This is a genomic window from Streptomyces sp. NPDC055506, assembly GCF_053643595.1.
In genome coordinates, this window is sequence record NZ_JBSHKH010000157.1 from 1 (window position 1) to 17,630 (window position 17,630).

Consider the following 17,630-nt stretch of genomic DNA (forward strand, 5'->3'; position numbering starts at 1 on the left):
GGCCTGCGCCGGGCACGGCGCAGGCCCTTCGCATGTCCGTCACCCGCCGCGCCCGCGGCACATAATCTTCACGCCCGTCGCGCAAGCGGCACAGGCCCCCAGGGGCCCCTGGACACCTCGTGAGGTTAGGCTAGCCTAAGCTTGATTCCAGCCAAGCGGCCCTCAGCCGTGCCCGCAGTGGCTCCGTACGCACGAAAGCAGACCCAGCCATGTCGAACGCCAGAACCGCCCGCTTCTCCCGACGCGGCATCCTCGCCGCCGGGGGCGCCCTCGGACTCGGCGCCCTCGTGACCGCCTGCGGCAGCGGAGACTCCAAGGACGGCGACTCGGACGCGGCGGCGGGCGCCAAGTCCGGCCCGTGGTCCTTCAAGGACGACCGCGGCAAGAACGTACAGCTGAAGAAGACCCCCGCGAACATCGTCGCCTTCACCGGCGTCGCCGCCGCCCTCCACGACTACGGCGTCTCCGTCAAGGGCGTCTTCGGCCCGACCAAGACCCAGGACGGCAAGCCCGACGTCCAGGCCGGCGACATGGACATCAGCAAGGTGACCATCCTCGGCAACACCTGGGACCAGTTCAGCGTCGAGAAGTACGCCGCCCTCGCCCCCGACGTGCTGATCAGCACGATGTTCGACGACGCCGGCACCCTCTGGTACGTCCCGGAGGCCTCGAAGGACAAGATCGCCAAGCTTGCCCCGAGCGTCGGCATCTCCGTCTACGACCGTCAGCTCACCAAGCCGCTGCAGCGCATGTGGGAGCTGGCCGAATCCCTCGGCGGCGACGTGAAGTCCGCCAAGGCCACCGACGCCAAGAAGCGGTTCGAGGAGGCCTCCGAGCGGCTGCGCAAGGCGGCCAAGGCGCACCCCGACATCAAGGTGATGGCCGGTTCCGCGAGCCAGGAGCTCTTCTACGTCTCCGGCACCAACCTCTCCGCCGACCTGGAGTACTTCAAGTCCCTCGGCGTGAACTTCGTCGAGCCGCCGGAGAAGGCCAAGGACGAGGGCGGCTGGTTCGAGAGCCTGAGCTGGGAGAACGTCGACAAGTACGCGGCGGACGTCATCATGATGGACGACCGCTCCTCGGCGATCCAGCCGGCGGACATCTCCGAGGCGACGTGGAAGAAGCTGCCGGCGGTCAAGGCCGGGCAGGTCATCTCCCGGTCGCCCGAGCCGATTCTGTCGTACGACAAGTGTGTGCCGTTGGTGGAGAACCTGGCGAAGGCCATCGAGAACGCGAAGAAGGTCGGCTAGGCGTTCAGCGCCGTGGGGGCTGCGCAACGGCTGCGGCTGCGGGCCGTATGTGGCTTGTCGCGCAGTTCCCCGCGCCCCTAAGAGGTAGGCCGCACCACCCCCTGACGACAACTCAGGAGCCCCCATGACGACCGCCGTAGCCGCCCCCTTCCGTTTCTTTTCCCTTCAGGTCGTGCGGACGAGGCGGCTCGGTCCGTCTCTGGTTCGTGTCACCTTCGGTGGGCCCGATCTGCACGCCTTCCACTCCGACGGGCGTGACCAGTCGCTGTCGCTGTTCCTGCCGCATCCCGGGCAGCCCGAGCCGGTCGTACCGCTCGAGCTCGGGGACGGATGGTGGCAGGGCTGGCGGGAACTCCCGGACGACGTACGCGCCGTGATGCGGTCGTACACCCTGCGCGCACTGCGCCGCGACCCGGACGAGATCGACATCGACTTCGCCCTGCACGGCATCGGGCCGGGCGCCTCGGTCCAGGCCGGTCCCGCCTCCCGCTGGGCCGACCGGGCCGCCGCCGGGGACCGGGTCCTGCTGCTCGGCCCGGCCGTCGCCGACAACCGGGCGATCCGCTTCCGGCCGCCCGAGGACACCGACCTCGTGGTCGTCTGGGGCGACGAGACCGCCGTACCGGCCGCCTCGGCCATCATCGAGGCGCTGCCGGCCGGCACCCGTGCCCGGGTCTGGCTGGAGGTCCCGCACGCCGGGGACATCCAGGACCTGGTGACCGAGGCCGACGCCGAGATCACCTGGCTCGTCAAGGACGAGAGCCCGGAATGCCCCGGGGGCCCCAAGGCCGTCGAGGGCTCGCCCATGGTCCTCGACACCCTCCGCGACGCCCAGCTCCCGCCCGCCGAGCGGCCGTACGTCTGGATCGCCGGCGAGTCCGGCTGCGTGAAGCAGTTGCGCAGGCACTTCGTGCGGGAGCGCGGGATCGACCGCCGCCGGGTGACGTTCGTCGGCTACTGGCGCCGCGGAGTGAGCGAGGAGCAACTCCGCGCCGAAGGCTGACCGTCGGCCATCGATGACCCACGCGTGACCACAGTCACGGCAGAGCCAACTCTCCCCCCATTCAACTTAGGTTAGGCTTACCTAAGTTAGACCCGCGGCTCAGCCCACCCCTGTCCCGCAACCGGACTGTCCCCACCGGAGGACCCCCACATGCGCTCGCACCTGCTCAACGACACCACCGCGGAGCAGTATCGCCGCTCCGTGACCGACGGAGTCGAGCGGGTGGCCGCCAAACTCGCCGCCACCGACCGGCCCTTCACCGGCGTCAGCGTCGACGCCCTCTCCCCTCGCATCGACGAGATCGACCTCGACCGGCCGCTGCACGACACCAGCGCGGTGCTGGACGAACTGGAGGACGTCTACCTCCGGGACGCGATCTACTTCCACCACCCCCGCTACCTCGCCCACCTCAACTGCCCGGTCGTCATCCCGGCCGTGCTCGGCGAGGCGGTCCTGTCCGCCGTGAACTCCTCGCTGGACACCTGGGACCAGTCGGCCGGCGGCACGCTCATCGAGCGGAAACTGATCGACTGGACCAACGAGCGCATCGGCCTCGGCCCCGCCGCCGACGGCGTGTTCACCTCCGGCGGCTCCCAGTCCAACCTCCAGGCGCTGCTGCTCGCGAGGGAAGAGGCCAAGAGCGACAGCCTCGCCAAACTGCGTATCTTCGCCTCCGAGGTGAGCCACTTCAGCGTGAAGAAGTCCGCGAAGCTGCTCGGGCTCGGCCAGGACGCCGTGGTCTCCATACCCGTCGACCACGACAAGCGCATGCAGACCGTCGCCCTCGCCCGCGAACTGGAGCGCTGCAAGGAGGCCGGCCTCGTCCCCATGGCCGTCGTCGCCACCGCCGGCACCACCGACTTCGGCTCCATCGACCCGCTGCCCGAGATCGCCGGGCTCTGCGAGCAGTTCGGCACCTGGATGCACGTCGACGCCGCCTACGGCTGCGGTCTGCTCGCATCCGTGAAGCACCGGGACCGCATCGACGGCATCGAGCGCGCCGACTCGGTCACCGTCGACTACCACAAGTCCTTCTTCCAGCCGGTGAGTTCCTCCGCCGTGCTCGTGCGGGACGCGGCCACTCTCCGGCACGCCACCTACCACGCGGAGTACCTCAACCCGCGCCGGATGGTGCAGGAACGTATCCCCAACCAGGTGGACAAGTCCCTGCAGACCACCCGCCGCTTCGACGCCCTCAAGCTGTGGATGACCCTCAGGACCATGGGCGCCGACGGCATCGGGCAGCTCTTCGACGAGGTGTGCGAGCTGGCCCGGGAGGGCTGGAAGCTGCTGGCCGCCGACCCGCGCTTCGACGTTGTCGTGGAGCCGCGCCTGTCCACCCTGGTCTTCCGCTACATCCCGGCGGCCGTCACCGACCCCGCCGAGATCGACCGCGCCAACCTCTACGCCCGCAAGGCCCTGTTCGCCTCCGGTGACGCCATCGTCGCGGGCACCAAGGTCGGCGGCCGCCACTACCTGAAGTTCACCCTGCTCAACCCCGAGACGCAGGCGTCCGACATCGCCGCCGTCCTCGATCTGATCGCCGGCCATGCCGAGCAGTACCTGGGAGAGTCCCTTGACCGCGCGTCCTGAAAACCCCACCAAAACCCATGACTTCGTGGGCATCGGGCTCGGCCCCTTCAACCTCGGACTGGCCTGCCTCACCGAACCCATCGACGCACTCGACGGCGTCTTCCTGGAGTCGAAGCCCGACTTCGAGTGGCACGCGGGGATGTTCCTCGACGGCGCCCACCTCCAGACCCCGTTCATGTCGGACCTGGTCACCCTCGCCGACCCGACGTCCCCGTACTCCTTCCTGAACTACCTGAAGGAGAAGGGCCGGCTGTACTCGTTCTACATCCGCGAGAACTTCTACCCGCTGCGCGTCGAGTACGACGACTACTGCCGCTGGGCCGCGAACAAGCTCAGCAGCATCCGCTTCAATACGACGGTGACGGAAGTCCGCTACGAGGACGACCTCTACGTCGTGCACACCGAGGCCGGAGACGTCTACCGCGCCCGCCGGCTCGTCCTCGGCACGGGCACGCCGCCCTACATCCCCGAGGCCTGCCAGGACCTGGGCGGCGACTTCCTGCACAACTCCCGCTATCTGAGCCACAAGGCGGAGCTGCAGAAGAAGGACTCGATCACCCTGGTCGGCTCCGGCCAGTCGGCCGCCGAGATCTACTACGACCTGCTCAGCGAGATCGACGTCCACGGCTACCGGCTGAACTGGGTCACCCGCTCCCCGCGCTTCTTCCCGCTGGAGTACACCAAGCTCACGCTGGAGATGACGTCCCCGGAGTACGTCGACTACTTCCGCGAGCTGCCGGAGGCGACCCGCTACCGCCTCACGGCCGAGCAGAAGGGCCTGTTCAAGGGCATCGACGGCGATCTGATCAACGAGATCTTCGACCTGCTCTACCAGAAGAACCTCGGCGGTCCGGTCCCCACCCGGCTGATCACCAACGCCTCGCTGAACAGCGCGGCGTACGAGAACGGCACGTACACACTGGGCTTCCGCCAGGAGGAGCAGGGCAAGGACTTCGAGCTGAACTCCGAGGGCCTGGTGCTGGCCACCGGCTACAAGTACGAAGAGCCGGAGTTCCTCGCCCCCGTCAAGGACCGCCTGGTCTACGACTCCCAGGGCAACTTCGACGTCGCCCGCAACTACGCCGTCGACGTCACCGGCCGGGGCGTCTTCCTGCAGAACGCCGGCGTCCACACGCACAGCATCACCAGCCCCGACCTGGGCATGGGCCCGTACCGGAACGCGTACATCATCCGGGAGCTGCTGGGCAGCGAGTACTACCCGGTCGAGAAGACCATCGCCTTCCAGGAGTTCGCGGTATGAGCGCCACGACCGGCATCGGCACCCTGACCGTCCGCCCGCTCGACCCGCTGAAGGACGCCGAGCTGCTGCACTCCTGGGTCACGCACCCCAAGGCGTCCTACTGGATGATGCAGGACGCGAAACTCCAGGACGTCGAGCGCGAGTACATGCGTATCGCGGCGCACGAGTACCACCACGCGTACCTCGGTCTGCACGAGGGCCGCCCGGCGTTCCTGATGGAGTCGTACGACCCCCGGTACGTCGAGCTGGAAGGCCTGTACGACCCGGAGCCCGGCGATGTCGGCATGCACTTCCTGGTCGCGCCGACCGACCGGCCGATCCACGGCTTCACCAGGGCCGTCATCACCGCCGTGATGGACGAGCTGTTCGCCGACCCGCGCACCCGCCGGGTCGTGGTGGAGCCCGACGTGAGCAACAAGGCAGTACACGCGCTCAACGAGGCCGTCGGCTTCGTGCCCGAGCGCGAGATCGACAAGCCGGAGAAGCGCGCGCTGCTGAGTTTCTGCACGCGTGATCAGTACCTGGCCGCACGAGGAGTGGCGATATGACCCTGTCCGACGCCGTGGCGCACCTGTCCCCCGAGCGCTGGGACCAGGCCAACCGCCTGCTGATCCGCAAAGCCCTCGCCGAGTTCGCGCACGAACGGCTGCTCTCGCCCGAGAAGGACGGGGAGCGCTACGTCGTCCGCAGCGACGACGGCCTCACCCGGTACGCCTTCACCGCCGACCGCCGGGCCCTGGACCACTGGCAGGTGGACGCCGGCTCGATCACCCGGCACCGGGACGGCGCCGAGCTCCCGCTCGCGGCCCTGGACTTCTTCATCGAGCTGAAGGACACCCTCGGCCTGAGCGAGCAGATCCTGCCGGTCTACCTGGAGGAGATCTCCTCCACCCTCTCCGGCACCTGCTACAAGCTCACCAAGCCGAAAATCACCGCGTCCGAGCTGGCGCGCGGCGACTTCCAGGCCATCGAGACCGGCATGACCGAGGGCCACCCCTGCTTCGTCGCCAACAACGGGCGGCTCGGCTTCGGCATCCACGAGTACCTGTCGTACGCGCCGGAGACGGCGAGCCCGGTCCGGCTCGTGTGGCTCGCGGCCCACCGCTCACGGGCGGCGTTCACCGCCGGTGTCGGCATCGAGTACGAGACGTTCCTGCGCGAGGAGCTCGGCGAGGAGACCGTCGAGCGCTTCCACGACACCCTGCGCGACCAGGGCAAGGACCCCGAGGACTACCTCCTCATCCCGGTCCACCCCTGGCAATGGTGGAACAAGCTCACCGTCACCTTCGCCGCCGAGGTCGCCCGCGGGCACCTGGTGTGCCTGGGCGAGGGCGGCGACGAGTACCTGGCCCAGCAGTCCATCCGGACCTTCTTCAACAGGACGAGCCCTCAGAAGCACTACGTCAAGACCGCGCTGTCGGTCATCAACATGGGCTTCATGCGCGGTCTGTCGGCCGCCTACATGGAGGCCACCCCGGCGATCAACGACTGGCTGGCCCAGCTCATCGAGGGCGACCCGGTGCTGAAGTCCACCGGCCTGTCGATCATCAAGGAGCGCGCGGCGGTCGGCTACCGGCACCTGGAGTACGAGCAGGCGACCGACCGCTACTCGCCGTACCGCAAGATGCTCGCCGCGCTGTGGCGGGAGAGCCCGGTGCCGTCCCTCCAGGAGGGCGAGTCCCTGGCCACGATGGCGTCCCTGGTCCACGTCGACCACGAGGGTGCCTCGGTCGCGGCGGCGCTCATCGAGCAGTCGGGCCTCGCCCCGACCGACTGGCTGCGCCACTACCTCAAGGCCTACTTCACTCCGCTCCTCCACAGCTTCTACGCCTACGACCTGGTCTTCATGCCGCACGGCGAGAACGTCATCCTCGTGCTGAAGGACGGGGTCGTGCAGCGCGCGATCTACAAGGACATCGCCGAGGAGATCGCCGTCATGGACCCCGACGCGGTACTGCCGCCGACGGTCGAGCGGCTGCGCGTCGAGGTCCCGGAGGACAAGAAACTCCTGTCGATCTTCACGGACGTCTTCGACTGCTTCTTCCGCTTCCTCGCGGCGAACCTCGCCACCGAGGGAATCCTGGAGGAGGACGACTTCTGGCGCACGGTCGCCGAGGCCACCCGCGCCTACCAGGAGTCGATGCCCGAACTCGCCGACAAGTTCAAGCAGTACGACATGTTCGCCCCCGAGTTCTCCCTCTCCTGCCTCAACCGCCTCCAACTCCGCAACAACGAACAGATGGTGGACCTCTCGGACCCGTCCGGCGCCCTCCAACTGATCGGCACCCTCCAGAACCCGATCGCCGAGTTCTGACCCCCAAGCAGACGGGCACCCCCGGAGTACGGTCCTCCGGGGGTGCCCGTCTTACTTAGGGGCGCGGGGAACTGCGCATCTTTTAGGGGCGCGGGGAACTGCGCGACCAGCCCCCACCGCCGCGCGGACGAATCACAACCCGGCGGCCCTCCACGGCACCTGCGGCGACCGATACCACTCAATCCCCAGCGCATCCCACCGCTCAGCCTGCGCAGCAAGCCGCACCTTGTACCGCGACCAGTCATGCGAAGCCGCCGAAGACCACCCCAACTCGGCAACGCCGGGCAACCGAGGAAACGCCATGAACTCGATGTGCTCGGAATTCGACAGCGTCTCCGACCACATGGGCGCCTCGACACCCCGCACGGCCTCACCCGGCACCCCCGGCAAATACGCCCCGGGATCCCAGTCGTAGGACCGCCGCACCTCGACATACCCCGCCCAGGACAGCCCCAGCGGCGTGTCCTTCGTGTACTTCATGTCGAGATACACCCGGTCCGCCGGCGAAAGAATCAGCCCCGTACCGCTCTGCGCGGCCTTCGCCACCCGCGCCTTCTCCTCCGCACTCGTACTGTCGAGCCCCCAGTACTGCGCGAGAGCCCCCTTCGCCGGGCTCGCCCCGGTCAACTGGTGCCACCCGACGACCGTCTTGCCGTACTTCGCGACAACCGGCTGCACCCGGTCCATGAACGCGACATAGTCCTCATGACTCGTGGAGTGCGCCTCGTCACCCCCGATGTGGAGGTACTTGCCCGGAGTCAGCGCCGCGAGTTCCCGTACGACGTCGTCCACGAAGTCGTACGTGATCTCCTTGCCGACGCACAGCGAACTGAACCCGACCTCGGTCCCGGTGTAGAGCGGCGGAGCGACACCGTCGCAGTTCAGCTCGGCGTAGGAGGCGAGCGCCGCGTTGGTGTGGCCGGGCATGTCTATCTCGGGAACGACCTCCAGGTAGCGGGAGGAGGCGTACCGCACGATCTCCTTGTAGTCGGCCTTGGTGTAGAAGCCGCCGGGGCCGCCACCGACCTCCGTCGAACCGCCGTAGGCGGCCAGCCGCGGCCAGGAGTCGATGGCGATGCGCCAGCCCTGGTCGTCGCTGAGGTGCAGGTGCAGCTTGTTGATCTTGTAGAGGGCCAACTGGTCGATGTAGCGCTTGACCTGGTCGACGGTGAAGAAGTGCCGGGAGACATCGAGCATGGCGCCGCGCCAGCCGTAGCGCGGGGTGTCCGTGACGGTGCCGCCCGCGACCAGCCAGGGGCCGGGCTGGACGGAGTCCTTCTCGACGGCCGCCGGGAGCAGCTGGCGCAGGGTCTGCACGCCGTGGAAGAGCCCGGCGGGCTTCGCCGCGGTGATGGTGACGCCCTTGCTGCCGCTGTCGAGGCGGTAACCCTCACTACCGAAGGACCCTTTGACAAGCCGCAGTCGGATACCCCCGGATCCCTGTGTGCTGACCGGGAGCCGGTATCCGGTGGAGGGGCGGAGGATCTCCGCGAGGTACTCGCCGACGCGTCGACTCTCGCGCGAGCCGTCGACGCGGATGTGCGTACCGCGCGTGATCCGGTAGACGGACCCGCTCGGGGTGACCGAGGCGGGCGCGGGGATCACACGGTCGAGCGGGGTGGGCGAGGCCGCCGGCGCGGGGGCGGCTCCGGTGACGGAGACGCCCATCGCGACGAGCAGCAGGGAACCGAGAAGGCGAAGCGTTCTCACTGAACCGTCCCTTCATCGAGCCATTGAGCCCTAAGAGGTCTGGACCACTCTCTCGTGAGACTGGTGGAACAATCCACCCCATGGCGGAAATCATCCAGAAGGACGGCACATGGGCCTTCGACAGCGACGCCCTGCGACTGACTCCCGGACGGGACAAGAACGTCAGCCTGCTGCGCAGGGAGCTGGGTGAACTGGTCGTCCCGCTCGGGGCGTTGGCGGGAATCTCGTTCGAGCAGGGCAAGAAGGGCGGGCGTCTGCGGCTGCGCCTGCGCGACGGCGCCGATCCCCTGCTGCACGCGACCGGCGGGCGGCTGACCGAGCCCCATGACCCGTACCAGCTGCTCGTCGAGTCGGACCGCTACGGGGTGGCCGAGTACTTCACTGAGGAGGTGCGGAGCGCGCTGCTCCTGGACCAGGTGCCGGCCGACCCGGTGACCGCGTACCTGCTGCCCGGGCCCGCCGTGCCGCTCTCGGTCTCCGCCGGGGACGGCACCGCGAGTTTCGACGGCGAGCGCATACGCCTGGAGTGGAACTGGAAGACGGAGGACGCCAAGGCCGCAGCCGGCGCCCGCACGCTCTCGCTCGGCGACATCACGGGCGTGGAGTGGCAGCCGGCGGCCGGCCTGGAGAACGGCTACGTCCGCTTCACCGTGCGGAACGCGCCCACCAAGGCCCCGCCCAAGTACGACCCCAACTCCGTGGAGCTGTGGGGCTTCAAGAAGGACCCGCTGATGGCACTGGTCGCGGCGGCGGTCCAGGCCAGGCTTCCACACCCGGCCGGAACCACCGCCGACGTACCGGACGAGCGACCGGAAACGCCTTCTCTCCCGGTCGCGCCCGCGGAGGACGACCACGACGCCCTCCTGCGCCGCCTGCGCGAGCTCGGCGAACTGCACCGCACCGGCGTACTGACGGACGACGAGTTCGCGCTCGCCAAGCAGGCGATCCTCAAGCGGATGTGACACCCCGGGCAGGCCGGAACACCTCCCCGGGGCGCGCTACTTCGCCCGGCGCGCCACCGTGAAGTGGTCCACCTGCTCACCGCTCTCGGCGATTCCGCGCACCGTCAGCGTGGCCGTCCGCCCCTTCGGCGCGGGGGTGACGTCCACGCGCAGGAAGGAGTAGTCGAGGTAGCGCACCCGGGACCAGGCGACGGTCTCGTTCTGCTTGCCGCCCTTGACGTTGACGAACGAGGCCACGGAGTCCACGTTGTGCTCGTTGCCCTCGTAGGACAGCGGGGCGCTGAAGGCGTAGAGGCTGCGGCCCGCCGCACCGGCCGTCACGTACACGACGCCGTCGGTCTCGGGGTAGGCCGTGCCGCCGATCGGCAGCTTCTTGGCGACCTTGTTCCCCTTGATGACGTCGGTGCGCTCGTACTGGTGATTGTGGCCGTTGATGACCAGGTCCACCGTGTACTTCTCGAACAGCGGCACCCACTCCTGGCGCACACCCCCCTCCGAGGCGTGCGAGGTGGAGGTGCAGTAGGCGCAGTGGTGGAAGAAGATCACGATGAAGTCGACGTCCTTCGACGCCCGGTACTTCTTCAGCTGGGCTTCCAGCCACTTGGTCTGGGTGCCGCCCGAGATGCCGAGGTTGGCCGGGATCTCGAAGGAGATGTCGTTGGCGTCGAGCGAGATGACCGCCGTGTTGGCGTAGACGAAGGTGTAGACGCCCGGCAGGTTCTTCTTGTCGGGGCCGTTGCCCGGCAGGTTCCAGCGGGCCTCCTCGCCGCCATAGCCGCCCGGCGAGTACCAGGCCTCCATGTCGTGGTTGCCGTAGGCGGGCATCCATGGGACGGACTTGGCGACGGACTCGGTCTGGGCGAGGAACTGGTCCCAGATCCGCGAGTCGAAGCCGGTGTCGGAGGCCTGGCCCGAGCCGGACGGGTCGGCGTAGGCGATGTCGCCGGCGTGCAGGTGGAAGGCCGGGTTCTGGCCGAGCAGCAGGCTGTTGTTGGCGAGGCCGTGGTAGCTGACGCCCTCGTCGCCGAAGGCCGTGAAGGTGAACGGCGCCTTGTGCGCGGGGGCGGTGGTGAAGGTGCCGAGGGTGCCCAGCAGGTGCGGCTCGGCCGGGTCGAAGCCCTGGTGGCCGACGCCGTAGTAGTACGTCCGGCCCGGGCGCAGATGCGTCAGCTCGGCGTGCACGTAGTACTGGGTGTGGTTGCCGCTGGCGCCGACACCGGCGGGTGTGAAGAGGGTGCGGACCTCGGCGTCGATCTTCCGGGAGAGGTCCGTGGGGTGGGCGCCGATGCGGATGAACGGCTTCTTGACGGCGACCGGGACCTGCCAGGAGACGGTCATCTCGGTGCGCGGGTCGGCGCCGTAGGCGAGGTGGCGGCCGAAGGGGGCGACGAAGGCACCGTCGACGGCCTCGGTCGCGGGAGCGGTGCGGGCGGTCGGTACGGCCGCCTGGGCGGTGGCACCCGGCACGAAGGCGCCACCCGCGACGGCGCCGAGCGTGACGGCACCGCCTCTGATCATCGTGCGCCGGGAAAATCTGGCGCGCAGGTACTCGTGCTGCTCAGCCATGCTCATGCGCTCGGCGAGCCGCTCGGGTACGCCCATACGAGGAATGTCCATGGCGCCACAAACTGCTCGCCCTACACATCCGCCCGGGGAACAATCACCCATCACATTCCCATGGACGTCCCATAAGTGTTCCAACACTCACCTGCCCGAAACCGGGCAGATTTCTTGCGAAAGTACCGCCGGTGCCTCAGGATCTAGCGAGTGCACGACGAACTCGTTGATCATCTGACGCGGTCCAGCCCCCTCAGCCGGGGCGAGGCGCTGCGTGTGATCCAGGACGTGCTCGCGTACTTCGACGAGACGACCGAGGAGTACGTCCGTCGCCGCCACCGTGAGCTCCAGGCCCAGGGCCTGGTGAACACGGCGATCTTCGAGCGGATCGAGGCGGATCTGAAATATCGCGTGGTGGCACCGCCGGAACTCTCGCTCCGGCAGCTGCGACGCATCGTCTACGGCTAGGAATACGTATACATGTGCGGAATCGTCGGTTACATCGGCAAGCGTGACGTCGCTCCCCTCCTGCTGGAGGGCCTCCAGCGCCTGGAGTACCGCGGCTACGACTCCGCGGGCATCGTCGTCACGTCCCCGAAGACGTCCGGCCTGAAGATGGTCAAGGCCAAGGGCCGCGTGCGCGACCTGGAGGCCAAGGTCCCGGCCCGCTTCAAGGGCACGACCGGCATAGCCCACACCCGCTGGGCCACCCACGGCGCCCCGTCCGACGTCAACGCCCACCCGCACCTGGACGCCGAGGGCAAGGTCGCCGTCGTCCACAACGGCATCATCGACAACGCCTCCGACCTGCGCCGCAAGCTGGAGGCGGACGGCGTCGAGTTCCTCTCCGAGACCGACACCGAGGTGCTGACCCACCTCATCGCCCGCTCCCAGGCCACCAAGCTGGAGGACAAGGTCCGCGAGACCCTCCGGCTCATCGAGGGCACGTACGGCATCGCCGTCATGCACGCCGACTTCCCCGACCGGATCGTCGTCGCCCGCAACGGCTCCCCCGTCGTCCTCGGCATCGGCGAGAAGGAGATGTTCGTCGCCTCGGACATCGCCGCGCTGGTCGCCCACACCCGCCAGATCGTCACCCTGGACGACGGCGAGATGGCCACCCTCAAGGCCGACGACTTCCGCACCTACACCACCGAGGGCACCCGCACCACGGCCGAGCCCACCACCGTGGAGTGGGAGGCGGCGTCGTACGACATGGGCGGCCACGACACCTACATGCACAAGGAGATCCACGAGCAGGCCGACGCCGTGGACCGCGTGCTGCGCGGCCGCATCGACGACCGCTTCTCCACCGTGCACCTGGGCGGTCTCAACCTGGACGCCCGCGAGGCCCGCCGGATCCGCCGTGTGAAGATCCTCGGCTGTGGCACCTCGTACCACGCGGGCCAGATCGGCGCCCAGATGATCGAGGAACTGGCCCGCATCCCCGCCGACGCCGAGCCCGCCTCCGAGTTCCGCTACCGCAACGCGGTCGTCGACCCCGACACCCTCTACGTCGCGGTCTCCCAGTCCGGCGAGACCTACGACGTCCTCGCCGCAGTGCAGGAGCTCAAGCGCAAGGGCGCACGGGTCCTGGGCGTGGTGAACGTGGTCGGCTCGGCGATCGCCCGCGAGGCCGACGGCGGCATCTACGTCCACGCCGGGCCGGAGGTCTGCGTGGTCTCCACCAAGTGCTTCACCAACACCACGGTCGCCTTCGCCCTGCTCGCCCTCCACCTGGGCCGCACCCGTGACCTCTCGGTCCGCGACGGCAAGCGGATCATCGCGGGCCTGCGGAAGCTGCCCGCCCAGATCGCCGAGATCATGGAGCACGAGGAGGACGTCAAGAAGCTGGCCCTGCAGTTCGCCGAGGCCCGCTCGATGCTCTTCATCGGCCGCGTCCGGGGCTACCCCGTGGCCCGTGAGGCCTCCCTGAAGCTCAAGGAGGTCTCCTACATCCACGCCGAGGCCTACCCCGCCTCCGAGCTCAAGCACGGCCCGCTGGCCCTGATCGAGCCGGCCCTCCCCACGGTCGCGATCGTCCCCGACGACGACCTGCTGGAGAAGAACCGCGCGGCCCTGGAGGAGATCAAGGCCCGCAGCGGCAGGATCCTCGCGGTCGCCCACCAGCACCAGGAGAAGGCCGACGAAACCATCGTCGTCCCGAAGAACGAGGACGAACTCGACCCGATCCTGATGGGCATCCCCCTCCAACTCCTGGCGTACCACACGGCCTTGGCCCTCGGGCGGGACATCGACAAGCCGCGCAACCTGGCCAAGTCGGTGACGGTTGAGTAAGTGACCCTCTTTTAGGGGCGCGGGGAACTGCGCGAGCAACCACAACACACCCCGCACAGGCCAAACAAGAGGACGGACCCCCACGTGCTGCCACCACGCACAGGGGGTCCGTTTTCACACGCCGGGGCCGCCCAATACCCCGGCGTCGGCTGCCATTTCAGCCGGTGGCCGTCACGCCCCGGCCGGCAGCCCGCCGCGGAAGAGCCGTAGGCCAGTGCGCCAGGGCCGCAGTCGCCGCGTACCAAGCCACCGCCCCCGCGGCAACGGCGAACCAGCCACCCACCTTCACGAGCCCGTCGTTACCCGCGAACTCGGCGATCGCCATGAGCAACAGGGCGACGAAGAACAGCCCGTACGTCCCCTGACCCAACTGGTCACCACCCGCGAGCGTCAGTGACAGCGCCACGAGGGCGAACAACAGCAGGAACAGCCCGGCCTCGTTACCGGCGGCGCCGTCCGTCACGGCCCACGTGAACCACAGCGCGCCGAGCACCGAGAACGCCGTACCACCGGCGGAGTCCCCCTCACGGAGGGCCATGAGCCCGGCGACGAACAGGGCGATGCCGCCCACATACTGGGCGATTGACGCGGCGTCAGTGGCTGACACACCGTCGATCACTGCGGTGTGCCCCAGCCCGAAGGCCAACAGGGTGATTCCGAGGGCGAGTCGACCGGCCACGGTCGTGATTCCGTTTCCCGCGGAGACGTCTTTGTCCACGGCGGGCTCCCTTCGTGCATGTGCGGTTGTGCGGTGACCCGTATATGCCCTTCACAAGGGCACAAACACCTTCCGCGCACAAGTCGATACACGCGTTGCACAAAGGGAGTCGAGTGTCAGGGAATGACGACGACGGGCCGCTGCGCCCGCTTGGCGAGCCGCCCCGCGACCGAGCCGAAGATACGCCCCACGATGCCGTGGCTCGACCCGACGACGATCGCGTCGGCCTCGTACTCCCGCCCGACCTCTTCGAGTTCGTGGCAGATGTCCCCGCCGCGCTCCACGAGGATCCAGGGCACCTCGGCGAGATACTCCGCACACGCCAGCTCCAGGCCGAGCACCTCGGTCCGGTGGTCCGGCACGTCCACGAAGACGGGCGGCTCACAGCCGGCCCACACCGTGGTCGGCAGCCGGTTGGCGACATGGACGATGATCAGGCCCGACCCGGAGCGATGGGCCATCCCGATCGCGTAGGCCAGGGCGCGCTCACTGGACGTGGAGCCGTCGAATCCGACGACGACGCCGTGCTTGAAGGCGGGATCGCAGGAATGGCGTGGCTCTTCCGCCGCCAGGGGCTCGGCCGCCGTGGGATCGGCGACGGGCCGCTTGCGGTCCGCTGGTTCGAAGAATTCGTGACCGGCCATGGCTGTCTCGGCGTTGTGATCCTTATATGGGGGACAACAGTGTGCGGCGGAGCTGTGTCCGGGAATGGTCTTCCCAACCCCATACCCCCAAGGGTACGGCGGCACGCCTCCTTAGCCCAGAACCCGCTCACCGTGCGTGCGGGTTCCAGGGAGCATGCACGAGGCGACGCCCGTAACGCAATGGTTGCTGCGCTGTACAGGCGGTTTGCACAGGATTCACTTACCCGTGGGAGTGATCCGCTCTCCCAGTGACCGACGTCCCTGCCACGCGTTGATCTCCGTGAGCCACGCCACAGGGAGCGCCCATGTCCGGACCCAGCATCGCCGCCGAGGCGGACCGCGCGGCCCCGCCGCCGCGGGACACCGCGACGGATGTGGTTCGCTGGGCGGCCTTCAGCTGCCTGCTCGTCCCGGTCGTGCTCCTGGGCTACGGCAGCTCCCTGGCCGGTGCCGCCGGCACGGCCCTCGGGCTCGCCGCCGTCACGGGCGCCTGCCGGGTGCTGCTGCGCCAGTCGGAGCGCGGCGCGGCCCGGCTGGCGGCCGAGGACCGGGCACCCCACCGGGGGCGGCACCACCGCACCGGAACGGGGTCGCACCGGGGCGGACGGCACACTGGAGGAGATACACCGGTCGACTGACCGGTTTCAGTGCACGTGCACGTTGGTTTTCAGCCAACTTCTCGCACCTGTGCATCACCCTGCCGAAGCACCCCCCAACCCCCGTTCGACCTGCACGGAAAGGGCCTCCGGGGGCCTGCGCACCCTACGCGGATTGGCCACTGCGACAAGGCGCACTTCCCTGCACGCCCCACGAGTGCAACGCTTCGTGATCGAATGCTTCACGCCAAGTTGCCAAGTCGACAATGTGCCGAGTGCCGAACCGGCCACCTCGGCACGACGGGACACAGTAGATTCGATCTTGACTGTCTACGGCGGGGGACTCGTGCAGGACCGAGGGGAAACGTGCAGGAGCGACACAACCGAGGAGCCGCGACCACCGAGGGGGGCTTAGCAGTATGAGCCACGACTCCACTGCCGCGCCGGAAGCCGGCGTCCGGAAGCTTTCCGGGCGACGCCGCAAGGAGATCGTCGCGGTGCTGCTGTTCAGCGGCGGCCCCATCTTCGAGAGTTCCATACCACTGTCGGTGTTCGGGATCGACCGCCAGGACGCCGGCGTGCCGCGCTACCGACTGCTGGTGTGCGGCGGTGAGGACGGCCCGCTGCGGACCACAGGGGGCCTCGAACTCAGCGCACCGCATGGCCTGGAAGCGATCTCACGGGCGGGCACGGTCGTCGTACCGGCCTGGCGTTCGATCACTTCTCCGCCACCGGACGAGGCGCTCGACGCGCTGCGCCGCGCCCACGAGGAGGGCGCCCGCATCGTCGGGCTGTGCACCGGCGCCTTCGTCCTCGCGGCGGCGGGCCTGCTGGACGGCCGGCCCGCGACGACACACTGGATGTACGCGCCGACGCTGGCGAAGCGCTATCCGTCGGTGCATGTCGATCCGCGCGAGCTGTTCGTCGACGACGGGGACGTGCTGACGTCGGCGGGCACCGCGGCCGGAATCGATCTCTGTCTCCACATCGTGCGGACGGACCACGGCAACGAGGCGGCCGGCGCGCTGGCCCGCCGCCTGGTGGTCCCGCCGCGCCGGTCGGGCGGCCAGGAGCGCTACCTCGACAGGTCTTTACCGGAGGAGATCGGCGCCGACCCCCTCGCGGAGGTCGTCGCCTGGGCGCTGGAGCACCTCCACGAACAGTTCGACGTGGAGACACTGGCGGCACGCGCGTACATGAGCCGGCGTACGTTCGACCGCCGCTTCCGCTCGCTGACCGGGAGCGCCCCGCTGCAGTGGCTGATCACACAGCGGGTGCTCCAGGCGCAGCGCCTGCTGGAGACGTCGGACTACTCGGTGGACGAGGTGGCGGGACGCTGCGGCTTCCGGTCGCCGGTCGCCCTGCGCGGGCACTTCCGCCGCCAGCTGGGCTCGTCCCCGGCCGCGTACCGGGCGGCGTACCGCGCCCGTCGTCCGCAGGCCGAGCGGCCCCAGGACGTCGACGGCGGACCGGGCGGTCCCGGGGGCGGCATGCCGGGCCATCCGGGGCATCCCAGCCAGGCGCCCGCCGCACTGCACCCGGAGCACCCGGTCCCGCTCCAGTCCCGCCGTACGGCGGCGGCGAGCGCGGTCGGGGCGCCCCAAGCCCTGTCGGCGTCGGCCGCGTCCGACAACGGGCGGGAGGCCTACATATCGGCCCGGGCGAGTCTGCCGGGACAGCGCAGGGCGACATGAGCCGGTGACCGGGCCCGCGGGGAGGAAGAC

The 17,630-nt window shown here is 69.0% G+C and carries 15 protein-coding genes; 11 read left to right on the top strand and 4 right to left on the bottom strand.

Annotated features, from left to right (window positions below; all coding sequences use genetic code 11):
• The first annotated feature begins 209 nt into the window (after window positions 1-209).
• The 6 genes from ACWIF2_RS36005 to ACWIF2_RS36030 all read left to right on the top strand — a co-directional run bounded on the left by ACWIF2_RS36005 (window position 210) and on the right by ACWIF2_RS36030 (window position 7,421).
• A complete protein-coding gene (locus tag ACWIF2_RS36005) occupies window positions 210-1,250 on the top strand; it encodes an ABC transporter substrate-binding protein (RefSeq protein ID WP_454365276.1) in 1,041 nt (346 codons plus the stop codon).
• Window positions 1,251-1,374: 124 nt separating this feature from the next.
• Window positions 1,375-2,253: a siderophore-interacting protein gene (locus ACWIF2_RS36010; protein WP_454365277.1), complete on the top strand. Its 879-nt coding sequence runs from the start codon at window positions 1,375-1,377 to the stop codon at window positions 2,251-2,253.
• Between the two features lie 150 nt (window positions 2,254-2,403).
• Complete coding sequence (gene desA / locus ACWIF2_RS36015) at window positions 2,404-3,846, top strand: lysine decarboxylase DesA (RefSeq protein WP_454365279.1); 1,443 nt, start codon at window positions 2,404-2,406, stop codon at window positions 3,844-3,846.
• The gene (locus ACWIF2_RS36020) at window positions 3,830-5,107 is read left to right on the top strand and encodes a lysine N(6)-hydroxylase/L-ornithine N(5)-oxygenase family protein (protein WP_454365281.1); all 1,278 of its coding nucleotides are present in this window, start codon (window positions 3,830-3,832) and stop codon (window positions 5,105-5,107) included. The genes desA and ACWIF2_RS36020 overlap by 17 nt, the downstream gene beginning before the upstream one ends.
• Window positions 5,104-5,655, top strand: a complete 552-nt coding sequence (locus ACWIF2_RS36025; RefSeq protein ID WP_454365283.1) for a GNAT family N-acetyltransferase — start codon at window positions 5,104-5,106, stop codon at window positions 5,653-5,655. Before ACWIF2_RS36020 ends, ACWIF2_RS36025 begins: the two co-directional genes overlap by 4 nt.
• Window positions 5,652-7,421, top strand: coding sequence for an IucA/IucC family protein (locus ACWIF2_RS36030; protein ID WP_454365285.1), 1,770 nt, complete (start codon window positions 5,652-5,654; stop codon window positions 7,419-7,421). The genes ACWIF2_RS36025 and ACWIF2_RS36030 overlap by 4 nt, the downstream gene beginning before the upstream one ends.
• A gap of 132 nt (window positions 7,422-7,553) precedes the next feature.
• Here ACWIF2_RS36030 and ACWIF2_RS36035 read toward each other — a convergent pair whose 3' ends face one another.
• Window positions 7,554-9,089 (bottom strand): beta-N-acetylhexosaminidase, encoded by a 1,536-nt coding sequence (locus tag ACWIF2_RS36035; RefSeq protein WP_454365299.1) that lies wholly within the window; start codon window positions 9,087-9,089, stop codon window positions 7,554-7,556.
• Between the two features lie 122 nt (window positions 9,090-9,211).
• Here ACWIF2_RS36035 and ACWIF2_RS36040 point away from each other — a divergent pair, with 122 nt between their 5' ends.
• A complete protein-coding gene (locus tag ACWIF2_RS36040) occupies window positions 9,212-10,093 on the top strand; it encodes a DUF4429 domain-containing protein (protein ID WP_454365286.1) in 882 nt (293 codons plus the stop codon).
• Window positions 10,094-10,129: 36 nt separating this feature from the next.
• Here the strand turns inward: ACWIF2_RS36040 and ACWIF2_RS36045 are convergent, their stop codons facing one another.
• Complete coding sequence (locus ACWIF2_RS36045) at window positions 10,130-11,695, bottom strand: fibronectin type III domain-containing protein (protein WP_454365288.1); 1,566 nt, start codon at window positions 11,693-11,695, stop codon at window positions 10,130-10,132.
• Window positions 11,696-11,860: 165 nt separating this feature from the next.
• Between ACWIF2_RS36045 and ACWIF2_RS36050 the strand changes: the two genes are divergently transcribed.
• Together ACWIF2_RS36050 and glmS are read left to right on the top strand one after the other, a co-directional pair.
• Complete coding sequence (locus ACWIF2_RS36050; RefSeq protein WP_399028973.1) at window positions 11,861-12,118, top strand: hypothetical protein; 258 nt, start codon at window positions 11,861-11,863, stop codon at window positions 12,116-12,118.
• A 12-nt stretch (window positions 12,119-12,130) separates the two neighbouring features.
• Window positions 12,131-13,948, top strand: a complete 1,818-nt coding sequence (gene glmS / locus ACWIF2_RS36055) for a glutamine--fructose-6-phosphate transaminase (isomerizing) (protein WP_454365290.1) — start codon at window positions 12,131-12,133, stop codon at window positions 13,946-13,948.
• A 157-nt stretch (window positions 13,949-14,105) separates the two neighbouring features.
• On the opposite strand, the gene ACWIF2_RS36060 is transcribed toward glmS, so the two are convergent.
• Window positions 14,106-14,666 (bottom strand): GPR1/FUN34/YaaH family transporter, encoded by a 561-nt coding sequence (locus tag ACWIF2_RS36060; RefSeq protein WP_454365291.1) that lies wholly within the window; start codon window positions 14,664-14,666, stop codon window positions 14,106-14,108.
• Window positions 14,667-14,782: 116 nt separating this feature from the next.
• Window positions 14,783-15,310: a universal stress protein gene (locus ACWIF2_RS36065; protein ID WP_454365293.1), complete on the bottom strand. Its 528-nt coding sequence runs from the start codon at window positions 15,308-15,310 to the stop codon at window positions 14,783-14,785.
• A 305-nt stretch (window positions 15,311-15,615) separates the two neighbouring features.
• Between ACWIF2_RS36065 and ACWIF2_RS36070 the strand changes: the two genes are divergently transcribed.
• Both ACWIF2_RS36070 and ACWIF2_RS36075 read left to right on the top strand, forming a co-directional pair.
• The gene (locus ACWIF2_RS36070) at window positions 15,616-15,948 is read left to right on the top strand and encodes a hypothetical protein (RefSeq protein ID WP_454365295.1); all 333 of its coding nucleotides are present in this window, start codon (window positions 15,616-15,618) and stop codon (window positions 15,946-15,948) included.
• A gap of 377 nt (window positions 15,949-16,325) precedes the next feature.
• Window positions 16,326-17,600, top strand: a complete 1,275-nt coding sequence (locus ACWIF2_RS36075; protein WP_454365297.1) for a helix-turn-helix domain-containing protein — start codon at window positions 16,326-16,328, stop codon at window positions 17,598-17,600.
• Window positions 17,601-17,630: the final 30 nt, after the last annotated feature.

Bases quoted from the DNA above. Each gene is read 5' to 3' on its own strand.
- ACWIF2_RS36035 (WP_454365299.1), bottom strand. From the start codon at position 9,089: ATGGGCGTCTCCGTCACCGGAGCCGCCCCCGCGCCGGCGGCCTCGCCC.
- ACWIF2_RS36045 (WP_454365288.1), bottom strand. From the start codon at position 11,695: ATGGGCGTACCCGAGCGGCTCGCCGAGCGCATGAGCATGGCTGAGCAG.
- ACWIF2_RS36030 (WP_454365285.1), top strand. From the start codon at position 5,652: ATGACCCTGTCCGACGCCGTGGCGCACCTGTCCCCCGAGCGCTGGGAC.
- desA (WP_454365279.1), top strand. From the start codon at position 2,404: ATGCGCTCGCACCTGCTCAACGACACCACCGCGGAGCAGTATCGCCGC.
- ACWIF2_RS36025 (WP_454365283.1), top strand. From the start codon at position 5,104: ATGAGCGCCACGACCGGCATCGGCACCCTGACCGTCCGCCCGCTCGAC.
- ACWIF2_RS36040 (WP_454365286.1), top strand. From the start codon at position 9,212: ATGGCGGAAATCATCCAGAAGGACGGCACATGGGCCTTCGACAGCGAC.
- ACWIF2_RS36075 (WP_454365297.1), top strand. From the start codon at position 16,326: ATGAGCCACGACTCCACTGCCGCGCCGGAAGCCGGCGTCCGGAAGCTT.
- glmS (WP_454365290.1), top strand. From the start codon at position 12,131: ATGTGCGGAATCGTCGGTTACATCGGCAAGCGTGACGTCGCTCCCCTC.
- ACWIF2_RS36005 (WP_454365276.1), top strand. From the start codon at position 210: ATGTCGAACGCCAGAACCGCCCGCTTCTCCCGACGCGGCATCCTCGCC.
- ACWIF2_RS36070 (WP_454365295.1), top strand. From the start codon at position 15,616: ATGTCCGGACCCAGCATCGCCGCCGAGGCGGACCGCGCGGCCCCGCCG.
- ACWIF2_RS36065 (WP_454365293.1), bottom strand. From the start codon at position 15,310: ATGGCCGGTCACGAATTCTTCGAACCAGCGGACCGCAAGCGGCCCGTC.
- ACWIF2_RS36010 (WP_454365277.1), top strand. From the start codon at position 1,375: ATGACGACCGCCGTAGCCGCCCCCTTCCGTTTCTTTTCCCTTCAGGTC.